General features: G+C 48.3%; 12 protein-coding genes. 11 read left to right on the forward strand and 1 reads right to left on the reverse strand.

Features of this window, described 5'->3' with window-relative positions:
* Nucleotides 1-308 precede the first annotated feature (308 nt).
* A complete protein-coding gene (locus tag AC50YG_RS27110; protein WP_494831478.1) occupies nucleotides 309-1,562 on the forward strand; it encodes an alpha-D-ribose 1-methylphosphonate 5-triphosphate diphosphatase in 1,254 nt (417 codons plus the stop codon).
* Between the two features lie 6 nt (nucleotides 1,563-1,568).
* Here AC50YG_RS27110 and sspI read toward each other — a convergent pair whose 3' ends face one another.
* Entirely contained in the window at nucleotides 1,569-1,799 is a 231-nt protein-coding gene (gene sspI, locus AC50YG_RS27115; protein ID WP_341279196.1) for a small acid-soluble spore protein SspI, read from the reverse strand.
* Nucleotides 1,800-1,985: 186 nt separating this feature from the next.
* On the opposite strand from sspI, the gene AC50YG_RS27120 reads away from it, so the two are divergent.
* From AC50YG_RS27120 to AC50YG_RS27165, 10 genes are all read left to right on the forward strand, one after another.
* Nucleotides 1,986-2,651, forward strand: coding sequence for a potassium channel family protein (locus AC50YG_RS27120; RefSeq protein ID WP_494831481.1), 666 nt, complete (start codon nucleotides 1,986-1,988; stop codon nucleotides 2,649-2,651).
* Nucleotides 2,652-2,660: 9 nt separating this feature from the next.
* Nucleotides 2,661-3,518: a TrmH family RNA methyltransferase gene (locus AC50YG_RS27125; protein WP_494831483.1), complete on the forward strand. Its 858-nt coding sequence runs from the start codon at nucleotides 2,661-2,663 to the stop codon at nucleotides 3,516-3,518.
* Between the two features lie 648 nt (nucleotides 3,519-4,166).
* On the forward strand, nucleotides 4,167-4,814 hold the full coding sequence (locus AC50YG_RS27130; RefSeq protein WP_494831485.1) for a TetR/AcrR family transcriptional regulator: 648 nt from the start codon (nucleotides 4,167-4,169) through the stop codon (nucleotides 4,812-4,814).
* Nucleotides 4,815-5,030: 216 nt separating this feature from the next.
* A complete protein-coding gene (locus AC50YG_RS27135; RefSeq protein WP_494831487.1) occupies nucleotides 5,031-5,963 on the forward strand; it encodes an ABC transporter permease in 933 nt (310 codons plus the stop codon).
* Nucleotides 5,964-5,977: 14 nt separating this feature from the next.
* Nucleotides 5,978-6,865 carry a carbohydrate ABC transporter permease gene (locus AC50YG_RS27140; protein ID WP_494831489.1) on the forward strand — a complete coding sequence of 296 codons (888 nt, stop codon included), beginning with the start codon at nucleotides 5,978-5,980 and terminating at the stop codon, nucleotides 6,863-6,865.
* 60 nt (nucleotides 6,866-6,925) lie between these two features.
* Nucleotides 6,926-8,452 carry an ABC transporter substrate-binding protein gene (locus tag AC50YG_RS27145; protein WP_494831491.1) on the forward strand — a complete coding sequence of 509 codons (1,527 nt, stop codon included), beginning with the start codon at nucleotides 6,926-6,928 and terminating at the stop codon, nucleotides 8,450-8,452.
* A 39-nt stretch (nucleotides 8,453-8,491) separates the two neighbouring features.
* On the forward strand, nucleotides 8,492-9,376 hold the full coding sequence (locus AC50YG_RS27150; protein WP_494831493.1) for a tyrosine-protein phosphatase: 885 nt from the start codon (nucleotides 8,492-8,494) through the stop codon (nucleotides 9,374-9,376).
* A 13-nt stretch (nucleotides 9,377-9,389) separates the two neighbouring features.
* The gene (locus AC50YG_RS27155) at nucleotides 9,390-11,087 is read left to right on the forward strand and encodes a glycoside hydrolase family 3 protein (protein ID WP_494831495.1); all 1,698 of its coding nucleotides are present in this window, start codon (nucleotides 9,390-9,392) and stop codon (nucleotides 11,085-11,087) included.
* A 22-nt stretch (nucleotides 11,088-11,109) separates the two neighbouring features.
* Nucleotides 11,110-11,757: a beta-phosphoglucomutase gene (gene pgmB, locus AC50YG_RS27160; protein ID WP_494831497.1), complete on the forward strand. Its 648-nt coding sequence runs from the start codon at nucleotides 11,110-11,112 to the stop codon at nucleotides 11,755-11,757.
* 29 nt (nucleotides 11,758-11,786) lie between these two features.
* Nucleotides 11,787-13,421 carry a sulfatase family protein gene (locus tag AC50YG_RS27165; protein ID WP_494831499.1) on the forward strand — a complete coding sequence of 545 codons (1,635 nt, stop codon included), beginning with the start codon at nucleotides 11,787-11,789 and terminating at the stop codon, nucleotides 13,419-13,421.
* Nucleotides 13,422-13,433: the final 12 nt, after the last annotated feature.

A 13,433-nucleotide genomic window follows, 5' to 3' on the forward strand; every position in this document is an offset into this window, starting at 1 on the left:
GAATATGAACGGGTTTACGCAAGTGCATGGTCCTCTTGTCCTCATGGACGAGGGGATTTTTTTATTTTTCACCTGCTAATTGAGTATTGGAACCCCTTTGTACAAATATAGGAAAGTATATGATTTCGCCATCCTTTCTCTATATTTCTCGGACTGAACTCGCCGCGCCGCCAAAGGACGGCGACAGCCGTTTCACCTTGCTGCCTGCAAAAATGGTATGTTAAGATTTAATAAAGTCAGTCCAACAGCTTAGTAGCTTTTACATAATCACTTTATATTTTTGGTAAAACTATAAAGGGGTGTGTACGATGAAGTCAGAGATGGTGCAATCGGTTGTGATGGTAAAGGGGATGCTTGTGCTGCCGGAAACGGTAGCGGAGGGCGCTGTTATTATAAAAGCAGGCATCATTGCGGAAGTGTTGATTGGCGCAGAGCAGATTCAAAGCTGGCTGGCGCGCACAGGTGAAAATGCCAGGCAGGCAGCTAGAGACAGCGGTGAGAACGTGGAAAGCTATCGCTCCGCAGCGCTTGAAATCATTGAAGAGGATAGCTGCTATGTATTGCCGGGGCTTATTGATGTGCATTGCGATGCGATCGAAAAAGAAGTTCAGCCTCGTCCAAATACGCTGTTTCCGCTGGATATGTCATTGCTGGAGTTCGAACGTAAGCTTCCGCTCCATGGCATTACGACGATGTATCATTCATTATCGCTGGGTGTTGGGCTCAGTCTGCGGGGCGAGCATTTGCTGACGCAAATGGTGGAGCTCATTCGCAGCTACCGCGAGCAGCGCTCTGTCGTGCGCAATCGCATTCATTTAAGATATGAAATATCGTATTTGCCGGGCTTGCCCATTGTGAAGCGATATGTGGATGAAGGCGCCATTGATTATTTGTCCTTCATGGATCATTCGCCAGGCCAAGGGCAGTACAGGGAACCAGGTTCCTTCGAGCGTTATGTGATGAAAAATCAATCGGTCAGCGTCGATGAGGTACGCACTATCGTGGCAGAGCTGATGGAAAATAGGCGCCAAATTGACTGGACCGGCTTAGAGGAGCTTGGTCAGCTGGCCGTGCAGCGCGGCATTGCAGTTGCTTCGCATGATGATGATTCGAGCCAGCGGGTAGATCAGTTAAGGGGCTGCGGCGTCAGTGTCTCCGAATTTCCAATTACGATGGAAACGGCTTTATATGCCGTTCAGCAGGGGCTGCATGTATGCGTGGGAGCGCCTAATATTGTTCGTGGCGGCTCGCATGATAAAAATTTGTCAGCGACTGAGGCGATTGCCGCAGGAGCGGCTGACATCATTTGCTCAGATTATCATCCTTCGGCGTTGCTGAACGCGATTTTCAAGCTAGCGGATGAAGGAATAACCGCTTTGCCAGCCGCAGTTCGGACCGCTACGCTTGCTCCAGCGGAAGCGCTGGGAATAGCAAGTGAAGTCGGTTCGCTGGAACGGGGCAAAGCGGCAGACCTTGTCATTGTCGATCGTTATAAAGGCCATCCATGGGTCAAACGGACAATCGTTGGCGGCAAAACGGTATATACCGCGTTGACCCGTTAAAGCATTTTAACGCGTAGCGGGCTGGGCGAATCGTGCTAGCTGCGTATGCAGCGCAGTTACCAGCCGAGCTTGCTCTTGCTCGTCGATTTGCTTCCAAATCATTTCGAACAATACGCCAAGGCCGGGCAGTGCACGCTCGTCATTGCCGATCGAGCTTTCGATCACTTCGGTTAGTTCATTAAGCGGCTTATCTTGAACCCGCCTTATAATGGCTTGACGCAAATCCAGATTATCCAACCGGATTCCCTCCAAGTCGTCGTTATTACGCGCAGCTGCTGATTTTTAAGCGAGGTCGCTAAAAACCGGCAAGTCGGCGTGCCTGATTAATATGTCCGTGGCGGTGTTTTTTCATTCTGCATGAGCTCGTATGTTATAATGGCAGATAGCTGTTTTTTGTTGCATAAGGGAAGGGAGAGGTGCTGCTTGCCGAAAAAACAATATGCCGTTATCGGCATCGGCCGATTCGGTCTTAGCGTTGCTTCATCGCTCACGGACATGGGCTTTGAGGTGCTGGCGATTGATACGAGTGAGGATCGCGTACAGGATGCGGTTAACCATGTGACGCATGCCGTTGTTGCCGATTCAACCGATGAGGAAGCGCTGCGGGCGCTGGGCATACGCAATTTTGACGTTGTGGTCGTGGCCATTGGTCAGGATATTCAGTCGAGTATTTTGACGACGCTGATCTTGAAGGACATGGGCGTCGGACTCATTATCGTCAAGGCGCAAAATGAGCTGCACGGCAAGGTGCTCAGCCGAATCGGCGCCGACAAGGTTGTATATCCCGAGCGGGATATGGGGCTGCGTGTCGCGCATCATCTAATCTCGCCTAATATTTTGGACTACATCGAAATTTCCGAGGATTACAGCATTATTGAAATTAAAGCGCCTGAGGCGATGATTGGCAAAAGCTTGAAGGAGCTCGACATTCGTGCGAAGTTCAAATGCAACGTCATGGCGATCAAAACAGGTTCGAACATGAACATTGCGCCTTACGCCGATGATCTCATTCGCGATATCGACATTTTAGTAATTGTAGGAAAAAATTCAGACTTATCCAATTTGGAAATTGCTTATTCGGAAGGTTGAGTAATAGAGATGAACAATCATAGCCTTTTAACCTCGATTCAAAATGACCGCGTCAAGCAGTGGGCCTCCCTGCTGGACAAAAAATACCGCGACCGCCTCGGTAAGTTTATTATAGAAGGCGTTCATTTGGTGAAGGAAGCTTTCGCCGCAGGAGCGGAAGTCGAAGCGGTCCTGTACGATGCGGAGCGCGGATTGCCGGAAGAACTGCGAGAGCTTGCAGAGCAGACTGGCCGCGGAAACAGATATGGGGGCAATGCTGCTGCGGATAACGCGGAAGCGAGCGCTGGTGTCGAATGGATTCAGGCGACACGTCCCGTTATGGCGAAATGCTCGGGGACGGATACGCCGCCTCCGGTTTTTGCTGTCGTGCGCAAGCTGGAAGCGGCGGACGATGCATTATTTTCAGAAGGTGGACTAGTCGTCGTGCTGGATGGCGTAAGGGACCCGGGCAATGTCGGGACGATTATTCGCAGCGCGGATGCGGTTGGCGCGAACGGTGTTGTGCTGGGCAGAGGCTGTGCTGATCTGTACAATCCGAAGACGGTGCGCTCCACGATGGGCTCGTTGTTCCACTTGCCGATAATTGAGGCGGACTTGACGGAGCTGCTGCCTGCGGCGCAGGATCGCGGCTTTGCGCTGGTGGGGACAAGCCTCGAAGCCTCGCATACTTGCTATTCATATGATTGGACAACGCCGACTTGGCTGCTGCTTGGCAATGAGTCGGAAGGGCTGTCGGCAAGCTCGCTTGAAGCAGCCGATGAGACGGTTATTATACCGATGCACGGGCGGGCGGAATCGCTGAATGTGGCGATGGCGGCGACCGTGCTGCTGCATGAGGCGATGCGGCAGCGACGTTTTAACAAATAAAAAATTCCTGTCCAATTTCAAATTAACCGACACTGAATAAAAACAACTGTCCCCAAACCCCTAAAGACTGGAAGCAGGTTGCATCTTTTCGCTAACCACGCCTCCAGTCTTTTTCTCACTCATTTCACCATCACGGCAGGGTTTTCTCAAGCAAATCTCGAATAGGTAATCAAGCAGAAACCCAGGATAATCAAGGCTTTTGGGGTAAGCGGAGACAGTTTTACACTGGTATTTCCCAGGCTCTTACCTATCTATTATTACTGCCTATCCCTGCTTTTCTCAGGCATTTCTCTGCCCCTTCCAGGACACGAATTATTAGTCGTTTCCGTTCACAATTGAACCAGTTTTCTTCCAGTTTTCATGTCTTTTTCTCAGCGATTTTGGGACAGGAATCTTTATCTCGGAATTGGGAAGGGTTGGAGGAAGAAGGATTTGGTTACAGTTATTTTTATTTTTCTACAGACAGGAATAGCCAGCAGACCGCGAATTTTTTATCGCAAAGCGAGTCAGAAATACTGACAAACATGACAGCATGTTAGTGTCGTTTACAAAATATTAACCTTTTAATTATAAGAGACGACTTGGTTCATAATTGCTCAACATGCTAAAATGACGAAATACTCAATGTTTCAAGGAGGGAGGATTTTCGTGGATCCGAAGTGGAAGGAACAATTGGATCAGCATAGAAACAAGCGACGTGAAGATATTATTCAAAGCGCGCAGCAGTTGTTTTTGGAAAGGGGCTTGTCCTCCGTAACGCTCAAAGATGTTGTGGAACTCTGCGGTATTAGTAAAGTAACACTATATAAATATTTCCGATCCCTTGACGAAATTATTTTTGAAGTGCAAATCAACGTTTTAAGCGCTTCTTGGCAGGATGACAGCCTCCATTCTCCCAAGGGCAACAACGGTTTTGAAAAGATTCGCTACCTGCTGGAACATATGATAAGCGTTTCGGAACAACAAGCAAGCTCTATTCGGTTCATTGCCATGTTTGATGCTTTTTATCGGGAAAATTATGTGAATGCGGAGCTTGAAGCCAAATATATAAACTTCTTGAGACAAGGTACTCATCCATTTTACGCTCTGCTTGATGAAGGGATATCGGACGGATCGATTCGCAGCGATATCGATATTAATATTTTGACATTCACATTAAGTAATGTTGTTACTGCTACCTTGCAGCGTATGATTGTAAGAGGTAAGGTGCTGCAGTTGGACCAAGGCGTTGAACCGGCTTCCGTTTTGGAACATATGGTGGACATGCTACTCACTTATCTGAAACCGCTAGGATAATAATAATCAGGATGCTCTTCTCAAATAGAGAGCATCTTTTTTATTGTCCAGGAATTTTAAGAAGTGATACTGCCCTACTTCATAATATCTTTACATGTATTTGATAATGCACAAACAATTTAATTTTATAATTCAAGGTGTTTACTAGTGGTAAACCAGTATTTATTTCGAGTAAATATGTAGTAATCATAAAAACATCAGGAAAGGACAAGTCACATGAAAACAATACCTGTAGGGAAGAGGATAGGGAGGTATCGGGAATATAGAGCGCTTTTTCTGATGATGCTGCCTGGAATTCTCTATATCGTCATTAATAATTATTTGCCCATGTTCGGCGTAGTCATTGCCTTCAAAGATTTCAACTACTCCAAAGGGATTTTCGGCAGCGATTGGATAGGGTTCAAAAATTTCGAGTATCTGTTCAAGACGACGGACGCTCTTCTCATTACCAGAAACACCATCCTATATAATGTTGTCTTCATTTTTCTTAACTTGGTCATTGCGTTGGGAGTGGCCATACTTCTGAATGAGGTGAAGAAACGGTTCCTATCGCGATTGTATCAAAGCGTTATTCTGCTTCCTTACTTGATTTCCATGGTCATCGTGGGTTATCTGGTGTTTGCGATGCTCAATTTGGAAACAGGCTTCGTCAATAAGACGATCTTGCCGATGCTCGGAATACAGGAAATTTCGTGGTATAGCGAAGCGAAATATTGGCCTTACATTTTGACGCTCGTCAACATCTGGAAAAGTGCAGGCTATTTATGCGTCATTTATTTGGCCGCAATTATTGGAATCGATCCGGAATATTACGAGGCAGCAACCATTGACGGGGCAAGCAAATGGCAGCAGATCAAGAGCATTACGATTCCGCTCATCATACCGGTAATCACGGTCATGACACTGCTTCAGATTGGACGCATCTTTTACTCGGACTTCGGCCTGTTCTATCAAGTACCGCTTAATGCGGGAGCGCTGCAATCGACAACGAACGTCATCGACACATACGTCTACCGCGCCCTTATGACGCTTGGCGATGTTGGCATGTCTTCAGCAGCCGGATTATATCAATCGTTCGTCGGCTTCGTGCTCGTCTTGTTGTCAAACTATATCGTTAGGAAAAAGAACAGCGACAACGCTTTATTTTAAGGGAGAGAACCTACTTGAAAACGAAATATTCGATATGGCAATGGTTCGTCAATATTATTCTGCTCGTCATCGGGGTCTTTTGCATCCTCCCATTTATCTTGCTGTTTATTTCTTCCGTAACGGATGAGCAGTCGATTATTCGAAACGGTTATTCCTTCTTTCCAGAGTCGTACAGCTTATCCGCATACCGGTATTTGTGGCATGACGCCGAAAGAGTTTTTCGCGCATACGGAATTACGATCGTCATCACGGTAATCGGGACGGCTGTCAGCCTGATCATCACCTCGCTGCTTGCATACCCTTTGTCACGCAAGGATATGCCCATGATTAAGTTTTGGTCGTTTTTAGTCTTCTTCACGATGCTGTTTAACGGCGGGCTCGTGCCTAACTATTTGGTGTACACCCAATTGTTCGATTTGAAAAACACACTGCTAGCACTCATCGTGCCCGGGCTGTTGACAAACGCATTTTATGTCATGTTGATGCGAACATTTTTTGCTACTTCGATTCCTGCTCCCGTCATTGAATCGGCCAAAATAGACGGTGCTGGCGAATTCAAGACGTTCGTTCAGATCGTGCTGCCGCTCTCGCTTCCGATACTGGCGACCGTCGGTTTATTCCAAACGATCCACTATTGGAACGATTGGTTTAACGGCATGATCTACGTTACGGACAGCAAGCTGTTTAGTCTGCAAAACTTGCTAAACCGGATTTTGCTCGATATTCAATTTTTGACCAGCAGTAATTTCGCAGGGAATCAGAGCGATTCAGCCGCAAATATTCCGACGGAAACGGTGCGTATGGCGATGGCCGTTGTCGGGATCATCCCGATTCTGGTCGCGTATCCGTTCTTTCAAAAGTTTTTCGTGAAAGGACTTACGATAGGGGCGGTAAAAGGGTAGGGCTTTATCCAGTATTTCACTGGTTAGCATAAGCAGCAAACTTTGAGGAGGGCTTCAAGAATGAACAAGAAAAGTAAGATGATCCAATCATGTTTGGCATTGGTAGTTGCGATGGGCACGCTGCTGGCAGGCTGCGGTGCAAAAAATGAAGGCGGAGTGACCGATTCAAAGACCCCGGCCGGGACGAAGAGCGTTAAAGACTTGGCGCCTTATGAAGTGACGATGGCTTTCTTTGGCAATGATCAAAAAGACCTGGAAGCCGTACAGGACGAGATGAACAAAATTCTGAAAGAGAAAATCAACGCGACCGTCAAATTGACCCCAATCAGTATCAGCGCATGGCAGCAGCAAACGAATCTGATGCTTGCAGGCAACGAGAAAGTTGATCTGATGTTCACGTCAGTCGGATTCAATTACGGCACGCAAGTGGCGAAAGGGCAGTTAGTTCAACTGGACGATCTGGTTGAAAAATACGGTGCTGGCATTAAAAAAGCGCTTGAGCCTTATCAGCTTTCGGCCGCCAAAATAAACGGAAAGAGCTATGCGATACCGGCCGTAAAAGACATGGCATCTGACTATGGCGTCCTGATGCGCCAAGATCTCGTCGAAAAATACAAAATTGATTTGAGCAAAATCAAAACGATCAACGATTTGGACGCTGTCTTCCATACGATTAAAGACAACGAACCGGATATGGTGCCGCTTGTTGCCAAAAACCCCGGAACCGGTCCATTCTACGCTGGTTATGTCCCTTATGACAGTTTGAGCGGCGGTGTTGGCGTATTACCGGACTACGACAATAACATGAAGGTGGTCAACTGGTATGAAACCCCGCAATATGCGGACCAATTGAATGTGCTCAGAAAATGGTATCAAGCCGGTTATTTGCTGAAAGACGCCTCCACTAGCAAGACGGATGGCAGGGAGCTCGTAAAGTCAGGAAAAGCATTTGCCTATTTCTCGAATTTGAAGCCTGACTCTGATGTGGAAGCTTCTAGAAAAAGCGGCAAAAAAATGACGGTAGTGCGGTTGACGCCAGCGTATGCGACCACGGACATGATTACGAGCATGATGTGGTCGATTCCGAAAAATTCGAAGGACCCGGACAGAGCGATGATGGTTCTCGACCTGCTCTACTCGGATAAACAACTGTACAATCTCTTCGCTTGGGGAATCGAAGGAAAGCATTACGTGAAAAAGTCCGACAATGTCATCGATTACCCGGCAGGCGTTGATATCACGAATAGTGGCTATAACTTTAACACCCCTTATATGTTCGGCAATCAATTTCTGTCCTACACGTGGTCGACGGGAGATCCGGATATTTGGAAGAAAATAGACCAGTTCAACAAGGGCGCAAAAAAATCGAAAGCGCTGGGCTTTATTTTCGACGTGGAAAAGGTGAAAACGGAAATGGCCGCGGTCAATAACGTGCTAAACGAATACGTCACAGGTTTAGAAACAGGGACGCTTGATCCTGCGGAATATCTGCCGAAGTTTAATGCGAAATTGAAGTCTGCTGGCGTCGATAAAATCATAAGCGAGAAACAGAATCAGCTTGACGAGTGGGCGAAAACCCAGAAATAACGGTCAGGAGCAGCATCATGAATTTTTCCAAACCGGAAATTGGCCGAAGGCTGCCACTTGGGCTTGAAGCCGAATTTCCGGCATTCTTTTACCAAAAATCATAATGAGGTGTCGGGTATGCAACGAGTCATTCCTTTTGAAGGAACACATAATTTCCGGGATATGGGAGGCTATCTAGCTACAGATGGCAGGAAGGTCAAATATGGTCTCTTCTTTCGTTCTGATGAATTGACCGGTCTGTCAGAGCAGGATTTAGCGGCTTTTCAAGCCTTGAACATCAAAACGATCTTTGACTACCGCGATGACTATGAAGCGCAAAAAAAACCGGATCCGCTTTTTGCTGGGGCAAAAAATATTCGCATATCGGCAATTAAATTGGATCAAGCATCTCAAATCAACATGCCGGGAAATGCGGAAAACGCCGATCGAAAAACTCATATGATTGTAGATATGGTCAAAAGTGGGTTCTTCAAACAATTTCGCGCAGATACAATGTTGATGGAATTGTATACGAAGCTTCCGATCGACAATCTATCCTATAAGCGGTTAATGGAAATCATCCAGCATTCTGACAACCTGGGACTTCTGCATCATTGCACGGCGGGCAAGGACCGTACGGGAGTCGGGGCTGCCTTGATCTTGCTTGCGCTCGGCGTTCCGGAAGAAACGGTAATGGAAGACTATTTGTTGACCAATGAAACGATGAAAGCATTCAACGGGAAACTGCTGACCCAGATTGCCGAGCATGTGAAAGAAGAGGAATTGCAAAATGTTGAACACCTATTAGGAGTAAAAGAAGAATTTATGGAAGCTGTTTTCAGATCGATCAAAAAGACGTATGGCAATGTTGACACTTACTTTGCTGAAGAATTCGGCTTAACGAAGCAAAAACGGGAAGCACTGCAAAACAGGTGCTTGGAATAAGGGGGAAACAATCATGGTTGACTTGGCGGCTAAACCGTTTAATTTGCAGGAAGCGGATATGGAGTGGGTCCATAAAACGTTGGCCGCGATGGACGTGGGTGAGAAAATCGGGCAGCTGTTTTGTATGATCGGGATGACGGATGATCAACAGCAGTTGAAAATGCTAATCGAGACTTTTAAGCCGGGGGGTATGCTGTTCCGGACGGGTTCGGCTAAGAACATGCAGGACGTGCACCGCTTTTTGCAGGAGCATTCCAAGGTGCCGTTGCTCATTTCCGCCAATCTCGAATCCGGGGGCAACGGAATTACCGCCGAAGGCACCTACTTCGGCAAACAGCTTCAGGTTGCGGCGACGGACAAAGAAGAAATGGCGTACAAATTGGGTCTTGTAGCAGGCAGAGAAGGACGGGCCGTTGGCTGCAATTGGTCGTTTGCGCCGGTTGTCGACATCGATTTCAATTTCCGCAATCCGATCACGAATGTTCGATCGTTCGGTTCCGATCCGGCTAGAGTGGCAAGGATGGCCAAAGCGTACACCGAAGGCATTCAAAAGAGCGGACTGGCCGTATCGGTTAAGCATTTTCCGGGTGATGGCGTAGACGAGCGCGACCAGCATTTGTTGACGACTGTCAATTCGCTTTCCGTGGACGAATGGGAAGCGGCGTTCGGTATGGTGTACCGGGAGCTGATCGAAGCGGGAGCCGAGACCGTCATGGTTGGCCATATTATGCTGCCTGCCTATTCGCGTAAACTCGTGCCCGGCATCGCCGATGAGGAACTTATGCCTGCCACGCTGGCGCCTGAATTAATCGGAACGCTGCTTCGGAAGCAGCTCGGTTTCAACGGCCTCATCGTCACGGACGCTACGCCAATGGCCGGCTTTATGATGGCGGAGAAACGAGAAATCGCCGTGCCGAAATCAATCGCCGCCGGATGCGACATGTTCCTATTCAATAAGAATATACAGGAAGATTTCCTTTATATGATGAGTGGGCTCGAGAGCGGTATTTTGACAATGGAAAGACTGGATGAAGCGGTCACTCGCATTTTAGCGCTCAAAGCTTCTCTCGGCTTGCATAAGCAGCAACAGAATGGAACGCTTGTGCCGGGGCCGGATGAACTGGCGATATTGCAATGCGAAGAACATAAACAATGGGCGAAGGAATGTGCCGATCAAGCGGTTACACTCGTTAAAGATACGCAGCAGCTGCTGCCGATCGCCGTCGATTCGCATAAGCGGATGCTAGTATACGTGCTTGGAGATGATGGAGGCCATCGCAGTTCCCCTGTTTCTCCCTATCTCATAGCCAAATTAAAAGCGGAAGGCTTCGACATCACCGTTTTCGACAACAAAAATGTGGACTTCCGAACGGTGTTTAGCAGGGTAGGAGAACTGTCCGTACAATACGATTTGGCGTTATACGTAGCCAACATCGAAACGGCAAGCAACCGAACTACGGTACGCATCGATTGGGAACCGCTGCTCGCCGCGGATGTTCCTTGGTTTGTCCGGGAGCTCCCGACCGTGTTCATCTCCGTCGCTAGCCCTTATCATTTGCAGGATGTTCCGCGGGTTCAAACATACATTAACGCGTATTCGGGCAGCGAAACAATCATTGACGCGGTTGTCGACAAACTGCTCGGCAGATCCAATTTCAAGGGAATAAGCCCTGTTGACCCTTTCTGCGGTTGCTGGGAAGCGAAGCTGTGATAACGATGAGGCGGTGGGAACTATGAACGTAGAAGCGGTTATTTTCGATTTGGACGGCGTGCTCGTAAACACCGACCATCATCACTATTTGGCATGGAAACGGATGTGCGACGAGGAGTGCATACCGTTCGACGAGACGATAAACCACAGGCTGCGGGGCGTAAGCCGAATGGCTTGCTTGAACATCATTTTGGAGAAGGCAGTACGCATATATTCGCATCAGGAGCAAATGCATTTGGCCGAGCGAAAAAACGAGTATTATAAGGAAATGTTGCTGACTTTATCGGCTGAAGACTTGCCTTCCGGGGTTGTGGAGACACTGGACCTATTACGGGCAAAGCAAATCAAACTGGCTATCGGTTCCTCTAGCAAAAACGCCCCATACATTTTGGAGCGACTCGAACTTTTGCACAAGTTCGATGCCATAGCGGATGGTAATGAAATTCGTAGCAGCAAACCGGATCCTGAAGTATTTTTGCTGGCGGCAGGCAAATTGGGGGTGCCCCCGTATCATTGCTTGGTCGTGGAGGACGCGGTAGCCGGGGTGGAAGCGGCGATCAGAGGCGGAATGTGGGTCGCTGCCATCGGCGATGCCTGTTTATGTGGCATGGCGGATTATCATATCAGCAAAATCGAAGAATTGCTATCGATTATAGATTTCAAGTTATAGTTACAAGAATCAAACGGGGGTGTCTTATAATGAGCCATACAGCAGCAAGACCGAATATTTTATGGATTACACTAGAAGATACGAGCCCGAGAATGGGCTGCTATGGAGATGCCTTGGCACGTACGCCCCACATCGACAAGCTGGCCGGTGAAGGCATGCTGTACCGAAATGCGTTTGCTGTAGCAGGCGTGTGCGCCCCCAGTCGTTCAGCAGTTATTACGGGGATGTACCCTACTTCTATCGGTACACATCACATGCGTACCACACATACGAACCCATTGACGCCGGAGCTTCCAACGCCCTATTATGCGGTTCCTCCCGCTCATGTCAGGATGATTCCCGAAATAATGCGCGCGAACGGCTATTATTGCACAAATAACTGGAAGATGGATTACCAGTTCGAGGCACCTTTAACGGCGTGGGACGAAAACGGGATGGATGCGCATTGGCGGAGACGGGAACCCGGACAGCCTTTTTTCTCCGTATTCAACTGTATGTTTACCCATGAAAGCGGCATTTGGAGGGAGGAGATAACGGAAGCAATCCGGAAAATCCATGGCGAGAAGCCGCTCCTTACCGATCCGGACCAGGTTATCATTCCTCCGTATATTCCTGATACACCCAAATCGCGTCTGGCGCTTGCCAAACATTATGACCTTGTGGCAAACGCGGACGAGTACGTCGGCCGACTCCTTAAGCAACTTGAAGAGGATGGTTTGACGGACAATACGGTCGTCATGTTGTGGAGCGATCACGGTGAAGGATTGCCGCGTGCCAAGCGCTGGACGTACGATGCTGGAATCCGCGTTCCGCTCATCGTACGATGGCCGGGCCATGTGAGTCGAGGACAAATCAGCGAACAAATGGTCAGCATGATTGATCTGGGCCCGACGGTGCTTTCATTGGCAGGACTATCCGTCCCAAGATATATGCAAGGCCGACCGTTCATAGGGAAATACGCCGAACCGAGAGTCTGCATTTTCGCAACCCGCGACCGTTACGACGAAGCTTACGACAAGGTCCGCGCGGTCCGCGATAGGAGATTTAAATACATTCGCAACGATTATCCGCTGCAGCCTTATCTGCAGTGGATCCCTTTCAGTCATGATCACCCTATGTGGCAGGAGCTTTGGAGACTGAATTTGGCAGGCGAATTGACTGGCGATCAACGGTTGCTCTTGCAAAACTGTCGTCCTCCGGAAGAAATGTACGATTGTTTGAACGATCCTTACGAATTGCGCAATTTGGCTGACGATCCGACTTACCAAGAGCCATTGCTTCGACTGCGAAAGCTGCTCGACGATTGGTGCGACCAATACGATATTTGGGGAGATATTCCCGAAGAGCAGATGGTTGGCCGCATGTGGCCGAACGGGGTTCAGCCACAAACCGCCAAACCGCTTATTATCCCGATCAACAGTCGGATGCAGGGCAAGGATGCCGTTAATAATGGAACCTTTGACGAGCCGACCGCGGTCATGCTTCACTCGGCGACGCAAGGGGCTTCCATCGCTTATACGATCGATGAAGACCCGAGTCCCTGTTGGAAGCTGTATACCGGACCGATAATGGTAAGCGCCGGTACTACTCGCATTTTAGCTAAAGCGGTTCGAATCGGATATCGAGATAGCGAGGAGGCAACCGCTGCGTTTGTTGTAGAATAGGTAGTTGGTAAA

The sequence above is a fragment of the Paenibacillus sp. J31R34 genome (genome assembly GCF_059383715.1).

Bases quoted from the DNA above. Each gene is read 5' to 3' on its own strand.
- AC50YG_RS27155 (WP_494831495.1), top strand. From the start codon at position 9,390: ATGGTTGACTTGGCGGCTAAACCGTTTAATTTGCAGGAAGCGGATATG.
- AC50YG_RS27125 (WP_494831483.1), top strand. From the start codon at position 2,661: ATGAACAATCATAGCCTTTTAACCTCGATTCAAAATGACCGCGTCAAG.
- AC50YG_RS27110 (WP_494831478.1), top strand. From the start codon at position 309: ATGAAGTCAGAGATGGTGCAATCGGTTGTGATGGTAAAGGGGATGCTT.
- AC50YG_RS27135 (WP_494831487.1), top strand. From the start codon at position 5,031: ATGAAAACAATACCTGTAGGGAAGAGGATAGGGAGGTATCGGGAATAT.
- pgmB (WP_494831497.1), top strand. From the start codon at position 11,110: ATGAACGTAGAAGCGGTTATTTTCGATTTGGACGGCGTGCTCGTAAAC.
- AC50YG_RS27145 (WP_494831491.1), top strand. From the start codon at position 6,926: ATGAACAAGAAAAGTAAGATGATCCAATCATGTTTGGCATTGGTAGTT.
- AC50YG_RS27165 (WP_494831499.1), top strand. From the start codon at position 11,787: ATGAGCCATACAGCAGCAAGACCGAATATTTTATGGATTACACTAGAA.